At 69.1% G+C, this 14751-nt stretch carries 20 protein-coding genes; 1 reads left to right on the top strand and 19 read right to left on the bottom strand.

Translation table 11 applies throughout. From position 1 onward, the window contains the following. Window positions 1-42: 42 nt before the first annotated feature. The 13 genes from Q0Q47_RS21970 to Q0Q47_RS21915 all read right to left on the bottom strand — a co-directional run bounded on the left by Q0Q47_RS21970 (window position 43) and on the right by Q0Q47_RS21915 (window position 9798). A complete protein-coding gene (locus tag Q0Q47_RS21970) occupies window positions 43-288 on the bottom strand; it encodes a hypothetical protein (protein ID WP_293864853.1) in 246 nt (81 codons plus the stop codon). Window positions 289-414: 126 nt separating this feature from the next. Further along, window positions 415-621: a hypothetical protein gene (locus tag Q0Q47_RS21965; protein ID WP_293864852.1), complete on the bottom strand. Its 207-nt coding sequence runs from the start codon at window positions 619-621 to the stop codon at window positions 415-417. A gap of 298 nt (window positions 622-919) precedes the next feature. Next, window positions 920-3385 (bottom strand): phage tail tape measure protein, encoded by a 2466-nt coding sequence (locus Q0Q47_RS21960; protein WP_293864851.1) that lies wholly within the window; start codon window positions 3383-3385, stop codon window positions 920-922. 284 nt (window positions 3386-3669) lie between these two features. Then, window positions 3670-4056: a hypothetical protein gene (locus tag Q0Q47_RS21955; RefSeq protein WP_293864850.1), complete on the bottom strand. Its 387-nt coding sequence runs from the start codon at window positions 4054-4056 to the stop codon at window positions 3670-3672. Window positions 4057-4117: 61 nt separating this feature from the next. Beyond that, a complete protein-coding gene (locus Q0Q47_RS21950; RefSeq protein ID WP_293864849.1) occupies window positions 4118-4510 on the bottom strand; it encodes a hypothetical protein in 393 nt (130 codons plus the stop codon). An 11-nt stretch (window positions 4511-4521) separates the two neighbouring features. Then, window positions 4522-4779, bottom strand: a complete 258-nt coding sequence (locus tag Q0Q47_RS21945) for a hypothetical protein (protein WP_293864846.1) — start codon at window positions 4777-4779, stop codon at window positions 4522-4524. 63 nt (window positions 4780-4842) lie between these two features. After that, a complete protein-coding gene (locus Q0Q47_RS21940; RefSeq protein WP_293864843.1) occupies window positions 4843-5430 on the bottom strand; it encodes a hypothetical protein in 588 nt (195 codons plus the stop codon). Between the two features lie 249 nt (window positions 5431-5679). Then, window positions 5680-6399, bottom strand: a complete 720-nt coding sequence (locus tag Q0Q47_RS31195; RefSeq protein WP_367278288.1) for a helix-turn-helix domain-containing protein — start codon at window positions 6397-6399, stop codon at window positions 5680-5682. A gap of 178 nt (window positions 6400-6577) precedes the next feature. Next, complete coding sequence (locus Q0Q47_RS21935; RefSeq protein WP_293864840.1) at window positions 6578-7213, bottom strand: hypothetical protein; 636 nt, start codon at window positions 7211-7213, stop codon at window positions 6578-6580. Beyond that, a complete protein-coding gene (locus tag Q0Q47_RS21930) occupies window positions 7213-7494 on the bottom strand; it encodes a hypothetical protein (RefSeq protein WP_293864837.1) in 282 nt (93 codons plus the stop codon). Before Q0Q47_RS21930 ends, Q0Q47_RS21935 begins: the two co-directional genes overlap by 1 nt. Before the next feature lie 2 nt (window positions 7495-7496). Beyond that, the gene (locus Q0Q47_RS21925) at window positions 7497-7736 is read right to left on the bottom strand and encodes a helix-turn-helix domain-containing protein (RefSeq protein WP_293864834.1); all 240 of its coding nucleotides are present in this window, start codon (window positions 7734-7736) and stop codon (window positions 7497-7499) included. Between the two features lie 173 nt (window positions 7737-7909). Beyond that, a complete protein-coding gene (locus Q0Q47_RS21920; RefSeq protein WP_293864831.1) occupies window positions 7910-8530 on the bottom strand; it encodes a hypothetical protein in 621 nt (206 codons plus the stop codon). Next, window positions 8527-9798, bottom strand: a complete 1272-nt coding sequence (locus tag Q0Q47_RS21915; protein WP_293864828.1) for a tyrosine-type recombinase/integrase — start codon at window positions 9796-9798, stop codon at window positions 8527-8529. The genes Q0Q47_RS21920 and Q0Q47_RS21915 overlap by 4 nt, the downstream gene beginning before the upstream one ends. A 168-nt stretch (window positions 9799-9966) precedes the next feature. Here Q0Q47_RS21915 and Q0Q47_RS21910 point away from each other — a divergent pair, with 168 nt between their 5' ends. Then, entirely contained in the window at window positions 9967-10398 is a 432-nt protein-coding gene (locus Q0Q47_RS21910; RefSeq protein WP_293864825.1) for a hypothetical protein, read from the top strand. On the opposite strand, the gene Q0Q47_RS21905 is transcribed toward Q0Q47_RS21910, so the two are convergent. From Q0Q47_RS21905 to Q0Q47_RS21880, 6 genes are all read right to left on the bottom strand, one after another. Beyond that, the gene (locus Q0Q47_RS21905; RefSeq protein ID WP_293864822.1) at window positions 10389-11015 is read right to left on the bottom strand and encodes an SCO family protein; all 627 of its coding nucleotides are present in this window, start codon (window positions 11013-11015) and stop codon (window positions 10389-10391) included. The genes Q0Q47_RS21910 and Q0Q47_RS21905 overlap by 10 nt on opposite strands. Before the next feature lie 17 nt (window positions 11016-11032). Then, entirely contained in the window at window positions 11033-11230 is a 198-nt protein-coding gene (locus Q0Q47_RS21900; RefSeq protein ID WP_293864819.1) for a hypothetical protein, read from the bottom strand. Window positions 11231-11359: 129 nt separating this feature from the next. Continuing rightward, window positions 11360-11746, bottom strand: a complete 387-nt coding sequence (locus Q0Q47_RS21895) for a hypothetical protein (protein ID WP_293864816.1) — start codon at window positions 11744-11746, stop codon at window positions 11360-11362. Window positions 11747-11901: 155 nt separating this feature from the next. Then, window positions 11902-12438, bottom strand: a complete 537-nt coding sequence (locus Q0Q47_RS21890; protein ID WP_293864813.1) for a hypothetical protein — start codon at window positions 12436-12438, stop codon at window positions 11902-11904. Window positions 12439-12575: 137 nt separating this feature from the next. Further along, window positions 12576-14045, bottom strand: a complete 1470-nt coding sequence (locus Q0Q47_RS21885; RefSeq protein ID WP_293864810.1) for a cell wall metabolism sensor histidine kinase WalK — start codon at window positions 14043-14045, stop codon at window positions 12576-12578. Continuing rightward, complete coding sequence (locus tag Q0Q47_RS21880; RefSeq protein WP_367278287.1) at window positions 14042-14662, bottom strand: response regulator; 621 nt, start codon at window positions 14660-14662, stop codon at window positions 14042-14044. Before Q0Q47_RS21880 ends, Q0Q47_RS21885 begins: the two co-directional genes overlap by 4 nt. Window positions 14663-14751: the final 89 nt, after the last annotated feature.

Genomic DNA, 14751 nt, shown 5'->3' with positions numbered 1-14751 from the left:
AGGGTGTGAAGTGGAGCGGGTAGGCCCAAAGCCTCCCCCCGTCTACATTCGCAAGACGGCGTTCAACGCCCGGGCGAGGCGGATCGCCTTCGACTTCGCCTCGCCCTCCGGCTTGCCATCCGGGTGCGGGAAGCTCTGGACGACTGTGTCGAATTCCGGCCGGGTCGGCGGAATGTGAGAGGCGGGCGTGTGGAGCACGACGTGCCACTCGTAGCCTACGTGCGCCACCCGGAAGCGCGGAGAGATCAGGTCGAGGAGTTCGTCGAGAGGATCGAGTTCGTCGGTCATTCCCCACCCTTTAAGTTGCCGGGCAAACCCCGAGGCCCTTGATCGAGACCTGTCCCCTGAAAGTCTTCCAAATCAGTGCGCGACCATCGACGGAACGAGCAAGTCCTGCGGGAACATGGCGCGACCTCAAGTTTCGAGCAACACAGTAGCCTTCCACTCGGGCTCCGGGAGCTTCGCGAGGGCGTCGAGCTTCGAGCCCTTGTCGAGGCTCGTCCCGGCGACCCGGTCGAGGAGAGCGGGGCCGAGGATCTTCCCGCGCTGGGCGTCGCGGCGGACGCTCTGCTCCGACCGGCCGGTCCGGCGCGAGACCTCGCGAGTGAAGCGGTCCGTCACGTTCAAGTGCTCAACTTGAGCACTTGAACGCCGATCCCCACCGTGCTTCGTCTCCGGATGCTCCTCCTCGAAGATCGCCTTCCGCTCGTCCGTCAGGCGCGAGCGGATGGCGGGGGAGAGGCTCCGGCGGATCAGGTTTTCGTCGATCTCGGCGGTGATCCCGGTTCTGCTTAAACGCCTCTCGCAACGGAGGCCCGTGGGGGCCGCGTGGGCGATCCGCCACCCGAGTAGCCGAGGCACTGTCCGAGCCCGCCAGCGCCCGCGCCTGCGAAGGCGCGGGGCTATCCGGGAGCAGGGGTCAGAGGTCCCCACGTCCCCGACGCGGAGGGGCGGCCTCGGGCATCGTCGTCCCGTTCGACCCGGGACCGTTTGAGATCGCCATCTTCCCGGCGCTCTCGGCCCGCTTGAGGAGATCGCTCAAGGCTCCCGAGGGCTCGATCGTCACCTTCACTTCGGCGGTCCCCTGCACCTTCACCTCGGAATTGAGGCGGTTCCGGATGTCCTGAAGCTCCGACCTCATCGGCCCGGTGACGACCGCCGCCACGTCCGGGAGCTTCGACCGCTCCTCGGTGTTCTTGATCATCATTTCGAGCTTCGCGGCCCGCTCCTTCAGGTCGGCGCGCTCGGCGTCGCCCTTCGGCGTCCAGTGCTTCCCGGCAGCGGCCTCGCCGACGACCGAGAGACCCTCGCCGGCCTTGTTCCCGAGGTAGTAGCCGGTCGCCGCCGCCCCGAGGGGCGGGACGAGCGCACCAACCACTCGGCCGCCGAACGCGAGGATGCCGCCGGCCGCCGCTCCGACCGTGGCCGCGCCCGGGATCCCCGCGAAGGCCGCGATCCGGGAGGCTCCCGCCAGAGCCACGAGGCCGCCGGTTGCCGCCGTGACCGCCGTTCCGAACGCGACGATCGGGTTCGGCAGGTTCGAGATCGCGTCGATCGCGTTCCCGAGCTTGTCGAAGCCGACGGTCATGATCCGGTCGTTCGCCTCGCCGAGCCGGGTCGTGAAGGTCTCGATCGAGCCGATCATCCGCTGATAAGCGCCATAGGCACCCGCGTTGATGTCCTCGCCGATCTTCGCGGCCCGGTTCCCCGGCGTGTCCTTCATCGTCTGCTGGTCGCGGAGCAGTTGCTCGTAATTGAGCGACTGCGCTCGACCGCCGTGCTCTTGCCCGAAGAGGTATCGAGCGACGGCCGGCGAGAGCCCCTGCTTGACGAGGTCGGCCATCAGGCGCTCGGATTGAACGCCCTGCGCGTTGAGGGTGTAGAACTGGTCGGCGGTCTTCGCGATCCGCTCCGCGTCCTGCGCGTTCACCTTCCCGCTTTTGGTCTTCCGGGCGAAGCTCTCCCCGAGGACGCCCGAGACCCGCGAGACGAACTCGCCCCGGTCGCCCGTGACGGTCTCGTCGTCGAAGATCTCGTTCAGCTTCGAGATCTGATCGCCCGAGATCGCTCGGCCGAACTTGAGTTTCAGCATGTCGGAGAGGCCGCCGGCCGAGAAGTTCGTCCCCGGCTTGACGTAGTCGTCGTACCGAAGGCCGCTCGCCGCGATGGCCGCGAGCCCCTTCGTCGTCGGCGTCGAAAGCTTCATGGCCGCTGCCCGGGCGAAGTTGCCGGTCATCGAGCCCTCGTAACCGATACGCTGAAGTTGCGCCTCGAACGCGTCCTGAAACTCTTCCGAGAACCCGGCGACCTGCCCCGGGGCCGCGCCGAACTTCGTCGAGCCCATCAGGTCGTCGTGCTTCGCGCCCGAGATCTTCGCGCGCTGGACGAGCCGGTTCGCGGCGTGCCGCGCGCTCGCGCCGGCCGCCTCGGGCGTGCTCATGTCCATCCGACGAGCGAGCATCCGGGCGATGATCGCCTCGGCTCCCTCGTCCATCGTCGTGCCCATCGCGAGGGCGTAGTCGCGCGCGGCCTCGGTGATCCCCGAGACGACGCCGACGGTCTGCGCTTCTTTCGGGAGACGGGTCGAGATCGTGGTCTGCGCCCGGACCACGTCAGGGTTCGTAAACCGCGTGTCCTGACCGATCCGGAACGCTTGCGCCTTAAGCGGGCCCTGCGTCTCGGGCGAGATCGACATGATGGCCTGTTGACGCCGAAGCGCCTCGTCCATCGTCGTCCAGCCCTCGACGGCCCTCCCGGCGACCTGACCGAGCTTGCCGGCTCCGACCACTCCGGCGACGCCGCCGACGAGGTCACCCGCCCCGGAGCCGACGCCGGCGCGGGTCGCGACGGGCGAGCGGACGTCGGGCGAAGCCTGAATGAGCCGCCGGTAGGACGCCTGCCTCGCGAGGCTCGCATTCGCGCTGTCGATCGACTTGCGGAGGTGATCCTGCGCGCTCGCGAGACGATTGATCGGGACCCCGGCAGACCCGAGTTCGCGCTTCGCCGCCGAGACCGCCTCGGCCTGTTGCTTGAACGCCTGCGATGCTCCCTTGACCGCGCGCTGCGCCTGTTCATAGGCGCGAGCCAGATCCCGGCTCGGCTTCGCGGCCTCCCCGACCGCCCGCCCGAGCCGCTCGACCTCGCGCTGCGCGTCCCGGAACTTCGTCCGAGCCTCGACGAGGCCGGTGTGCATCGCCCTGAAGTTTTGGATCTTCGCAAGCTTGTCCTGCATGAGACCAATCTGCCGACCCATCCCGGACATGCTCTCGCCGACGACTTTCCCCGCTCTGGAGATGTCCGTCAGCTTCTTCGAGACGGCGGCAAACGCCCCGCCCGTGTTGTCCTTCGCGGAGATGATCGCCTGTGCTTCAATAATCTTCGTCACGGTGTTCCTGTCCTTTCCGAAGTTGCCATTTGGGGACGCTAAGTCGCTGTTTTTGCTGATGACGAGCGTCGATCTCGCTGAATAAAACCGCGGTTTTCATTTCCCCAAAAACGCTCGAAAACTGCGGCCGCCTACGCCCGCACCCGACCGAGACCGCCGGGAGGACCCGTCCACTTCCGGGGGCCTCCCCCTCCGGCCGCCCCGCCGTCGCTGAGGGGGCGTGAGTGAGGGGCCTCGAGCACTCGGCCCGCTACGGGGCTACCCGCCGAGACCCCCAGCCTGCCTCAGGGCCCGCTCTGCGGCTGCGCCAGCCGGGCGTTGATGCGCTCGACGGCCCGCGCCCACGCGTCGCGTCCGTCGGCCCCGTCGTCGCGCTCGGCGGGGGACGGCGGGGGAGGAGCAGGGGGAACGGGGCGGGGAAGGGCGTCCGTGGCCGGAGCGGCGAGGAGCGGGAAGATGTCGTGCGCCTCGAACGCCTCAAAGCCCACCGCCCCGGTGATGAACGCCTCCCGGATCTCGGCCGCGTTCAACCTCGGCGTGTTGAAGGCGAGCCGAACCTCGGCCAGTCGGTGGCCCGCCGCGACCCTCGCATCGAATTCGTGAGCGCGATCGGTCGGCGTCATCGCCGCCACCTGCGCGAGCCTCTCGTCTGTCCACATGTCGTCGATCATGTGCGTTCTCCATTCGGTGAGACAGGGGGACCGCCGCCCGCGAGGCGGACGGCGGTGGAGGTCAGTGCTGGCGGCGGTCGCCGAAGGAAGGCCATCCGGTCTGCGGGCTCGTGCCCTGACCGGCCGCCTTCGGCGCGCTGTAGATCGCGAACACCGTCTCGATCACCTCGATGGCGACGCCCTTGCCGAGCAGCACCTTGAATTCGTCGAACCGTCCGGCGGCGAGGGCGACAGCGCCGACGTCGCAGAGGCGCGTTCGGGTTTCGAGGACGCCACGCTGGAAGTCGAGACCGAAGTCGACGATTTGCTCGGCCGTGAAGCCGGGGGAGTGCTCGGCTCCGGCGGAAAGGCCGCTCATGAGTTCGGGGGAAAGGGCGTGCCCCTGCTTGGCGGCGAGGGCGATGGCCGCGCCGACGCGGGCGGCGTTGTTGGCGGTGATTTCGAGGGTGGTCATGTTGTGTTCCTTCAGCGGTGGTTGCGGCTCGTGATGATGGTGAAGTCACCGCTCCGTTCGGTCTTGCCGAAGTCGACGGGGACGTCCGCTTCGGCGCAGAGGCCGGCGGCGAAGAGGTTTTCCGCGAGCGCGTCGGGCTTGACGCGGAGCAGGGCGAGAGCCCCAGCGATGAACTCTTTCGAGACGGGGCCACGGGTGGTCGTGGCTCGCATCTCAAGGGCTCGCCCGAGCGTCCCGGAGGTGAGTTCGTTGGCGGTGATGGGCTGCAAGTTGCGGCCTCCTTTCAGGCTATGCCGCGCGCCCCTCTGGCGCGCGATCGGGTTGGTGGTGCGTTAGTCGAGATCCCAGACGCCCGGGGCGTCCGGGTCCGTCTTGGCGGCCAGCTTCTCGAAGTAGCGGGCCACCGAGAGGTCGTGGATCAGCGCGAGACGGACGGCCTTGCAGGCTTCGAGGACAGCGGCGGGCGGAGGCAGCCATCGCTCGCTCGCAAGGATGTTCGTCGCCGCGACGTGAACGATCGCGGCCGAGAAGCCGCCCGCAACGTCGTACCAAGCCTCGGCGCTGTCCTCGTCGACCTCCTCCTCGGAGAGAAGCTCGACCGTGTGCCGGGCCCACGCGACCAGATCGACGTTGGCACGAGGCAGCGACGTCATTCGCTCCACGAGGACGGCGAGCAGCGAGACGGGCGGGGACGGCGTGTAGATCGCGGTGGTCAAGGTCGCGACCGTCGTCTGCATGCCGGCGCGGGTGACTTCGCCGGAGCGGACCAATTCCAGCGCCCGGATTTCGTTGTACCGGTGACCTCCGTCGACGCTGATCTCCGCCTTGAGCTGGCGTAGACGGTGCGCAGTCGCGATGTGAGCCTTGATGTACGGCGCGAGTTCTGTCCGGGAGTTCGACGAGACGATGTCAGTGGCCATTGCGGCGAGCCCTCCAATTGGCGTCCATTTCTTCGAGAGCATCGGGGGTGAAGGCGGAGAGGATTTCCTCGGCAGGTGTCATGCGCCGACGAGGTGCGGCTTGCGCCGTAGGCGGGACGGCGACGATGTTGCCGTCGCCGTCCAGTGTGATGGGGTCGGGGCCGGTAGACGGGGCCGGCGGCTCGTCCGTCCAGCGACGCTCGGCGAGCCAGCGGGCAGCACCCGCGACGTACTTCGGCTCGCTCCCCTTCACAGACCGGGCATAGGCGCGGACCCCGTGGATGAGGTCGGCGGGGTCCGCGCCGTTGGCGACCGCCTGAGCGAAAGCAGCCTCGGCCGCCCCGACGCGCTCACGGCGCGGATAGATCGACCAGAAGAGGGAGAAGTCGGCCCGGAGTTCGTCCGGCAGTCCGGTCGCCCGGTCGCGCGAAGAACGAGGTGAGGGGGAAGGGGGATAAGTGTTTCCCGTTCCCGGTTTCTCTTCCCGGTAGACCTGTTCATAGTTTGTGTGCGGATTTCCGCACCCCGGGGGGGTGCGGAAATGACCACCGGGGGGGTGCGAATTCCCGCACGGGGGGAGGTGCGAACTTCCGCACCCCCCGGGGTGCAAGTTTCTGCACGGGGGGGATCGTCGTCCCGTCCGGCCTCGGGAACCTCGCCGAGCCTCTCCACGGCGAACTGATACGAGTTCGTCGAGTAGCCGTTCGGGGCGTTCGGATCGCCGCCGCCACGCTCGACCCGCAGCCAACCGGCCCGTTCAAGCGCGTGGATTGCATCGACAACGGTGCGGCGGCCGATGCCAAGGGCGGCACCGATTGTCGCGTGGGCGGGGTCGCAGCGGCCCGTCTTGCCGTTCAGGTGGTCGAGCAGCCGGAGGGCGACCCGGAGAGCCGACGGAGGCGTGTTCGGGTCAGCCGCAATGGCCTGCGCGAGACGCCACTTTGCTAAGAGGGTGATGGGCTCGGTCATCGCGTCCGTTCTCGTTGGAAGGTCTGGCCGGCGGCACGCCACGCTCGTCGCGCCGCCGGCCTGCACCGTTCGCCCCCTTGACCCGTCCAAAGAACGTGGCCCGGCCGGGAGGGGGCGTGCCGTTGTTGGCCTCGATGCGAAGGCCTCCGGAGGGCTGCCGGGCCGGATGGGGATAGGTTCAGGCGGTGACGCGGATCTGCCACCGCACGGGTTCGAGCGCCTCGGCGATGGCCCGAGCCTCGGCGTCGGGCTCGGGCGGGGTGAGGCGCTCGTGGCTGATGGGGTCGATGATCTGGGGACGCTCACCGACGGGCAGACCGAGGGCAGCGGCGAGGTCGTGCGCCCGCACGTGCGCGGCGACGGTCTCGCGGAACTGCGCCAACGCCTCCTCGCGGAGCGGGGCGATCTCGGCCTCCATCGCCTCGTGGAGCGCGCGGCCGGCGTCGCGGCGGCGCTCCTCGGCGATCCTGACGACGTCCGCGTCGGCCTGCGCCGCGACCTTCCCGGCGAGGGCGGTGGTCCGCTTCACGCTCGCGTCCGCCCGCTTGGCCTCGACGGCGCTCGCGTCCGTCGTGAGCCCGACGGCGAGCAGGCCAGCCTCGCGGATCGCCGCCCGCTCGGCCTCGTCCGCTTCCGCGTCGAGTTCAGCCTGCTGCTTCGGCCGCTCCTCGGCAACCTGCCGCGCCAGACCGACGATCTCTCCCGCCTTGGTCACGGCGGACGCCTTGGGGGTCAGCGACGCCACGATCGCGGCGACGCGCTCGGCGAGCGACACAGCGCCGCCCGGGATCGACTTGAAGAACCGGGAGGCCATCACTGCTGCCCCCCGTTCACGGCCGCCTGCGCGGCGGCACGCTCGTCGCCGAGCTTCGCCAAAGCGATCCGCGCCTCGTCGGCCGCCTCGCGGGCGGTGAGCACCTCGTCCCAGTCCGGACGCTGATGGATGGCCTCGATGGAATGCAGGTCCCACATCGCGAGCAACTGGCTGTAGATCGCGGCGGCGGCGAGGACGGCCCGCTGGGCTTCGACCTTCGCCGCGTCGAGCCGGGCGAAGACCTCGCCGGCCGTCTCGGTCTTCTTCACGGTGCGCGCCATGATCAGGCCACCTCGCGCGCGGCCGGGAGGGCGGCAATGACGCGGTCGATCTCCTCGACCGGCACCATGTTCAGGCGTCCGAGCTTCACGACGCGGATGCGCCCGCCGACCATCATGCGATGCATCGTGGTGCGGCTGATACCGCCGAGCGCGGCGCGCGCCTGCTCCTCGGTGAGGAGGCGCGGGGCGATGGCGGAACGGCTGTCGCCGCCGCTGTCGCTGATCTTGTTCGAGTGGTTCATTTTGCTTCCCTTCGAGCCGCGAAACGGCGCGGCGACATCGGGAAGGTCGCGGAACTCTGAGCGCCTGTAACGACGGCGAAAAATTCACCGACGAAGTTTTTTCCCAATCGAGCCGCTACACCAATCGCGGCAAGGGATTTTCCGAGTTGCAGACTGACCGCTCGTCTCGCCGATTATTTGTCCACATCGGATAGGGCGTGCTTGATAGCTCGCGCAGCGTTCTTCACCTCGACGCCAACGTCAGCCAGTGCTGCTTCGGCAAACGGAAGGAACAGGGCGCGGGGTGAACGCCGCGAGGCGGCAGCGCGCGAAGCCTTCGCGGGCGGCAGCCGAGTGACCTGCGTCCATTCCCGGGCGAGCGCCTTGAGGAACTCAACCTGCCAGACCTTCCCCGGCGTGCCGCGCTTGCCTTCGGAGACGTGCTCGACCACGGCCAGCGTGGCAGGGACGGTCAGGAGCGCCGCGACTATCCCGTCGATCACTTCGGCCTGCCCGTGCCCTGCTCTCCGAAGGGCCGCCGACGCTCGGCGTAGGTCGCGGAGCGTCTCAGGCTCGTCGAGGATGCCTTGCAACCGTTCGAGAACCGGACGAGCGGCTGACGCCATCCGGACGGCGCGACGCCTGCTTGCGGCGTCGTCCGCTCGCAGTGCCTGCATGTTGCACGCGTACACGACGGACCGCATTCGGTCCCGCAGGACGCCTTCGGGAAGGGAGAGGAGCCGTTCGAGATCCGCGACCGGGACATCGATGGCCCACCGCGCGGCCTTGTCGGTGACGAGCGGAGGGCCTCTCATGCGACGCCCCGGGCAGAAGCGAAGTCGACCACCTTCGACGCCGGCTGGCGGTCCTCGACGATCTCACGCACTCGGGCATCCCACGCGAGAAGCGCCGTAGCCTTTCTCTCGATCTGGTCGGTGTGAACGTAGTGGCGGACGAGCGTCCGGACGTTCTTCCCGCCCGCCTCGTGACCGACGATGGCCGCGACAAGGTCGAGTTGTATGCCCATCTCGGCGAGCTTCGTCGCGGCGGTTCTCCTGAGATCGTGGGTTGTGAACTTTGCGATCGGGAGCCGGTCCTCTCGGTTCAAGAGGCTCTGGCCCACGTTCGATGCGCGCATCGCGCGCCCCGTCTCGGTCGTGAAAAGCGGCCCGCGTCCGCTCGCCGGCCAGTTGGCCTCGACGATCTCCCGGGCGAGACCGACCAGCGGGGTGAGGCGCTGCCTCTTGTTCTTCGAGCGCGCGGCCGGGAGCGTCCAGACCCACGTCTCTCGATCAACCTCGCCGGCCTCGATGCCGGCGACCTCGCCGCAGCGCGCACCAAGCAGGAGTTGCAACCGGAGGACCTCCGGGTGGCCTCCGGGGAGGTCTGCTGCATCCAACCAAGCCCACAGGGCGCGGACCTCGTCGTCCGACAGGACCCGGTCCCGAGGCGCCCCGGTGTCGTACGCCTTCAACCCTGCCGTGGGGTCATTCTCGATCAGGTCGCGCCCAACTGCCCACTTGAACATCGCGCCAATGACCTGCCGGCGCTTCTCAGCCTCTCGTTCGAGGCCCTCGTCCGACACTGCGTCGAGGACGTCCCGAATGTCCCGCCGCTTCACGTCGGCCGCCCGGGTGTCGAGGAGCGAGGCGAGCGCCCGCTTCAGTCGGCGCTCGATCTCGTCCGCTGTCCTCAACCCATTCTTCCGAACGGACCGCTTCATGTACTCCGCGATGAGGGCCGAGACCGTCACCCGCCGCGCGGCCTCGATGCGAGCCTCCTCCTCGTCCGCGAGCAGGTCGACCCCCTTCCGGGCTGCCGAGGTGAGGGCATGTGCGCGGTCGCGGGCCTGTTCGAGCGTGGTCCCCGGCCACTCACCGAGCGAGGTCCGCCGGACCTTCCCGTGCTTGACGCGGAACGCAAGGTCGAAGGTCCTCTTGCCGTCAGTGGCGACCCGCACCGCAAGGCCCTTCGTCCGTGCATCCGGGACCCGATAGGGGGCCGCCTCCGGCAGCATCGCCTCAATCGCCCGGGAGGTGAGAGGCCGGGCCTCCCGCGTCGCTCCGGAACCGCTTTTCGGCATCGCGTCGATCCTCCGAGATCCCTCCGTCGCAACACGGTCGCAACAGAATTCCGGAACCGACCGGAACATCGGGAAACGCGGACGAACAATTACGTGCTTGAAAACGCTTGGCAATCGAAACATTCAGCAACAGGCGGATCACTTCCGAAACCGAAGCGAAAAGGTTGGATGCAGACTGCCCTGGTCCACAGTCGGGAGTGGCGCAAGCCCTGGCCGGGCGGGCCGGTGGCGCGGCTGGCCGTGGTCACGCACGGGTGGGGCACGGTGCTCGCCGCCATCGGCGCCCCGCTCTTCATGGGATCGCTGGTCGTCCGCCTCGTCGACGGCAGCAGCCTGCACCCCGACGGCATGCTCGACCTCTCGGGCGTGGCGCTGTCGTGGGTGGTGCTGGCGGCCGGGGCGGTGACGGTCGCCGGACCCGCCTGGATCGCCGCCAGGCGAAGGGCGATCCGGCTGGGCGCGCTCGACGCGCTCCTCGCGCTGCCCTACCTCGCCCTGATTTCCGTCGCGGCCTGGGTGGCGCTGTGGGAGCTGCTCGATGCCCCGTTTCGCTGGAACAAGACCGAGCACGGGCCGGCGGGCCCTCCCGGCTACATGTAGCGCTCGAGTTCCTTCGCCGCTTCGGCGGGGGACTTCTGGAGATTGAACGCCCCCACGAAACGCCCCTTCGCGTCCATCAGGTAGACGAGGGCGGTGTGGTCCATCGTGTAGTTGCCGTTCTCGCCGGGCACCTTCCGTGCGAAGACACGATAGGCCTTCATGATGCCGTCGACCGCGGCCTGGCTGCCGCTGAGGCCGACGATGTGCGGGTCGAAGCTCGACAGATAGGTCTTCATGAGCTCCGGCGTGTCACGCGCGGGATCGACGGTCACGAACACCGCCCGGACCTTGTCTCCCTTGGCGGCGAGTTCGGAATAGACCTGCGTGATCTCGTAGAGCGTCGTGGGGCAGACGTCGGGGCAATGCGTGAAGCCGAAGAAGACGAGGCTCGGCTTTCCAAGCAGGTCCTTCTCGGTGAACGCCTTGCCGTCCTGATCGACCAGGCTGAACGGACCGCCGACGGCGGCCACCTGCTGGCCTTCCCGGGGCATGAACACGACGGCGACGGCCATCAGCAGGGCCACGGCCCCGAAGACGAAGGCGAGGAGGGGCAGCGCCAGCCGGCGTGCCAGGGCTTTTTCCTTGGCTGACGGGTCTGGGCCAGGCTTCACGGACATGGGGAACGATCGCTCTCTCAAAAGCACCAGGCGATGGCCGCGGCCAGCACGTCGGTGAACACGCCAGCGCCGCGGGCATTCCACAGCACGAGACCCGCCGCCACGAGGCATACGGCCGCGCCCGCCCACAGCACCAGTCCCAACCGGCTGAAGCCGGATGAAGGACCGGCTGTCGGCGCGTCGGATTGCGGGCCCGGCGATGGAACGGCCGTCATGGCGGGGTCCTGAACTGCCTCTGCGGCGTTTTCGTGAACGGCCGCGCCCGGTCCACCGGGCGACGTGCCGTCACGTCGCGGCGGCGCAAACTGCCATGGGGCGTGCGCCTTGGCCAGCCCCGTCCGGGATCACACGAACATGGGCAGGATGCCGCGCCGGTACTGTTCCAGGCCGACGGTGTGCTGGATGATCCTGCCCTCGTGGACCACGAGGAACCGGGGGGTTCCGTCCGTGTAGGGGATCTTCGCCAGCACGGGCTTCAGGTCCGAGGGCCAGGCACCGTCCTCGCGGATGTCGGTGAAGCGCAAGACCTCGACCTCACGGAAACGCACCCGCGCTTCCCGGCACAGCCGCTCGAGGCGGGCGCGCTCATAGGCATTCCACTCGATGCAGAAGGGACAATCGCGCGCCATCACGGCGAGGATGAAGACGTCCTTGCGCAGGCCGTCGGCCAACGCGGCCGTCGGCGCGAGCAGTGCTGCGGAGGTGGCGAGTACGAACTGCCTGCGGTCCATGGGGATCGTCCGTTCCAGGAGCGTCCGGGACATTAGCGCGGCCAGTGTAAAGGAAATGCCGCCGTTTCGCCAACAAGGCCGACGAGGCGGATCTGCGTCCTCCGGCGCGGCGTTGGGGAGTGCCGGAGGACGCAGGGTCGCCGACGCGGAGCGCGTCAGGCGCTCGTGTCGACGAGAAGGGACTTGAGGACCGACTGCAGGTCCTGGCTGCCGCTCGAGCCGTAGCTGGAGCCGCTCGACTGCTTCTCCTTCAGGAGCTTCATGAAGTCCTGCAGCAGCTTGGTGGTCTGGTCGGTGTCGGAGCTCTCGTCCGTGGAGGAGGTGTCCTCGTCGGGCCGCGGCCCGCCGGCTCCGCCCGGACCTCCGGGCCCGCCGGGGCCGCCCTTGCCGCCGGGTCCCTTGGCGAAGAGCTGCTTCAGCTCGCTCGCCTGGTCGTCGGTCAGCTTGCCGCTCTTCACTTCCTGGTCGATCAGGCTGTCGATCTTGGCCTTCATGGCCTTGGGATCGGGCCGTCCCGTTCCCGCGGCGGCCTGCGACGGCAAGCTCTTGTCGATGTCGTCGAGAGCCGAGGTCAGTGCGTCCTTGTCCGAGGCGCTGATGCTGCCCGACGAGATCGCGTCGGTGAGCCGGTCCTGCATCATGTCGCGAGGCGAGGGCCGTTGGGTCGAAAAGGACCCGGAAATCGAGGTCATTGCCATCTCCATCATCCGGTCATTGGCGACCGATGCGGTCATCCACGGCTGGCAGCCTTAACTGGGCGTTGAAAATGCGAGTCGAACCGTAACGTGGAGTTACAAACGCCGGCGACGAAACACGCCGTTACAATGTTTCATGGATCGAGCGGCTCGTCCGGCAGGCGCACCCTGACGACCAGGCCCTTTCCGAGCCGGCCCTCGCCACCGCGCTCCAGGTCGATCGTACCGCCATGGCCGAGGATCAGGTCCCGGCTGATGGTGAGCCCGAGGCCGGTGCCGCCGGTGTCCCGGTTGCGCGACGTTTCACCCCGCGTGAACGGCTGGAACACGCGCTCCAGGTCCTCCTCGGGGATGCCGGGGCCGTCGTCGGCGATGGTCACGATCGCGTCGGCCCCCTCGACCACGAGGGTGATGCGCCCGCCGCCCGCATAGAGCGCCGCGTTGCGCACGAGGTTGGAGAACGCCCGGCGCAGCGCCACCGGCCGGGCCGAGATGATGGCGTGCAGGGGCCCCTCGTAGGTGAAGGGCGTGCCGTTGTCCTCGGCTTCGTCGCACAGGCTGGCCAGAAGGGCGGCGAGGTCGACGAGCCTGTGCTCCTCGCGCTTGGCATCCTGCGAGGCGAAGGCGAGGGTCTCCTCGAGCATGACCTTCATGTCGTTCAGGCTGGCCTGCAGCTCCTGGCGCTGGCGCGGGTCCGTCACGTATTCCGCCGCAAGCGTGAGCCGGGTGAGCGGCGTGCGCAGGTCGTGCGAGATGGCCGCGAGCATCTGGGTCCGCTCGTCGACGAAGCGCGTCAGGCGCGCGTGCATGGTCGAGAACGCGGTCGCGATGCTGCGGAACTCCGGGATGGCGAGGTCGTCCATCTGCACGGGATTGCGCTCGCGGCCGAGGCGATCGGCCAGGGCGGCGAGCTTGCCCAAGGGCGCGAGCAGCGACCTGGCGGTCAGGATCGCCATCAGCGCGATCAGCATCGCCGCGCCGGCGAGCGTCAGGTAGAGCGGGATGCCCTGCCGGGGTCGCGGCCCCCCGTTGGGGCGGGAGTCGACGACCAGCGCCCGCCCATCGGGAAGCTGCACCGCGAGGGTGAACCCCTCGGGCGTGAAGAGATCCGGCTCGTCCTCGCGCAGCGGTCCTCTCGGCAGGGACGCGCCGGCGTCCGGCGGGACCGTGGCGACGTGGCTCGGCCCGCCCCCCGGCATCGGCCCGGCGCCGAGCATGCGCACCGGGATCGCTCCGCCGAGGGCCTGGGACACGATCGGCCCGAGCCGCTGCTGCGGCCAGAACCCGTCGCCCGGCGGGTTGCCGGGGGGCGCGGGGGGCAGGGAGGGGGCGATCGAAAAGTCGAGATGCGAGGCCGAGGGCAGGCGACGCAGGTCCTCGGCCGTGCCGCCCGCGGCCGCGACGCGATAGGCCTCCTGCACGGAGGATGCGACCCAGCGTGCGCTCAGCAGCACGAAGCGGGGCGGCGGCGTCAGGATGAAGACGAGGCCTGCCAGGAGCTGCATGGCCGCCAGCGCCAGCAGGATCGCCAGGCCGATCCGCGTGGCGAGGCGCCGCGTGCGCCAGCGATGCCGGATCCAGCCGAAGGCCGCACCGGGCTTCACGGGCCGTCGTCCTGGTCGACCGTGTCCACCTGCGGCGTGAACATGTAGCCCCCGGCGCGCACCGTGCGGATGAGCAGGGGGTCGGACGGGTTGACCTCGATCTTGCGCCGCAGCCGGCTCACCTGGACGTCGATGGAGCGGTCGAAGACGTTGGCGGCCCGACCATGGGCGAGATCCAGCAACTGGTCGCGCGTCAGGATCATGCGCGGATGCGTGACGAAGGCGAGCAACAGGTCGAACTCGCCGCTGGTGACTTCCACCAGGGCTCCGGCCGGCGACACCAGCGTGCGGCGGGCGGGGTCCAGCGTCCAGCCTTCGAAGCGGTAGCACGAGTTGGGCACCTGCCGCCCCGCGCCGGGAGCGGCCTGCGCGCGGCGCAACTGGACCCGGATGCGGGCGAGCAGTTCGCGCGGGCTGAACGGCTTCGTCACGTAGTCGTCCGCGCCGATCTCCAGGCCGACGACGCGATCGGTCTCGGTGGCCGCGGCGGTGAGCATGATGACCGGCGTGGCCGATTTCTCACGCAGGCGACGGCACAGCGTCAGCCCGTCGGTGCCGGGCATCATCACGTCCAGGACGATGACGTCGAAGCGACCGGCCTGCAGCGCGCTCTCCATCTCGCGGCCCCCCCCCCGCCTGGGTGACGCGCAGGCCATTGTCGCCCAGGAAGCGGGCCAGCGACGAGCGGATCTGGCGATCGTCGTCG

It is taken from the genome of uncultured Alsobacter sp., from assembly GCF_945952055.1.
In the GTDB taxonomy this organism is placed as follows: Bacteria; Pseudomonadota; Alphaproteobacteria; order Rhizobiales; family Beijerinckiaceae; genus Alsobacter.
This window is presented reverse-complemented; position numbering and strand designations above follow the sequence as displayed.

Bases quoted from the DNA above. Each gene is read 5' to 3' on its own strand.
- Q0Q47_RS21970 (WP_293864853.1), bottom strand. From the start codon at position 288: ATGACCGACGAACTCGATCCTCTCGACGAACTCCTCGACCTGATCTCT.
- Q0Q47_RS21955 (WP_293864850.1), bottom strand. From the start codon at position 4,056: ATGATCGACGACATGTGGACAGACGAGAGGCTCGCGCAGGTGGCGGCG.
- Q0Q47_RS21950 (WP_293864849.1), bottom strand. From the start codon at position 4,510: ATGACCACCCTCGAAATCACCGCCAACAACGCCGCCCGCGTCGGCGCG.
- Q0Q47_RS21940 (WP_293864843.1), bottom strand. From the start codon at position 5,430: ATGGCCACTGACATCGTCTCGTCGAACTCCCGGACAGAACTCGCGCCG.
- Q0Q47_RS31195 (WP_367278288.1), bottom strand. From the start codon at position 6,399: ATGACCGAGCCCATCACCCTCTTAGCAAAGTGGCGTCTCGCGCAGGCC.
- Q0Q47_RS21935 (WP_293864840.1), bottom strand. From the start codon at position 7,213: ATGGCCTCCCGGTTCTTCAAGTCGATCCCGGGCGGCGCTGTGTCGCTC.
- Q0Q47_RS21930 (WP_293864837.1), bottom strand. From the start codon at position 7,494: ATGGCGCGCACCGTGAAGAAGACCGAGACGGCCGGCGAGGTCTTCGCC.
- Q0Q47_RS21925 (WP_293864834.1), bottom strand. From the start codon at position 7,736: ATGAACCACTCGAACAAGATCAGCGACAGCGGCGGCGACAGCCGTTCC.
- Q0Q47_RS21920 (WP_293864831.1), bottom strand. From the start codon at position 8,530: ATGAGAGGCCCTCCGCTCGTCACCGACAAGGCCGCGCGGTGGGCCATC.
- Q0Q47_RS21915 (WP_293864828.1), bottom strand. From the start codon at position 9,798: ATGCCGAAAAGCGGTTCCGGAGCGACGCGGGAGGCCCGGCCTCTCACC.
- Q0Q47_RS21910 (WP_293864825.1), top strand. From the start codon at position 9,967: ATGCAGACTGCCCTGGTCCACAGTCGGGAGTGGCGCAAGCCCTGGCCG.
- Q0Q47_RS21905 (WP_293864822.1), bottom strand. From the start codon at position 11,015: ATGTCCGTGAAGCCTGGCCCAGACCCGTCAGCCAAGGAAAAAGCCCTG.
- Q0Q47_RS21900 (WP_293864819.1), bottom strand. From the start codon at position 11,230: ATGACGGCCGTTCCATCGCCGGGCCCGCAATCCGACGCGCCGACAGCC.
- Q0Q47_RS21895 (WP_293864816.1), bottom strand. From the start codon at position 11,746: ATGGACCGCAGGCAGTTCGTACTCGCCACCTCCGCAGCACTGCTCGCG.
- Q0Q47_RS21890 (WP_293864813.1), bottom strand. From the start codon at position 12,438: ATGACCTCGATTTCCGGGTCCTTTTCGACCCAACGGCCCTCGCCTCGC.
- Q0Q47_RS21880 (WP_367278287.1), bottom strand. From the start codon at position 14,662: ATGGAGAGCGCGCTGCAGGCCGGTCGCTTCGACGTCATCGTCCTGGAC.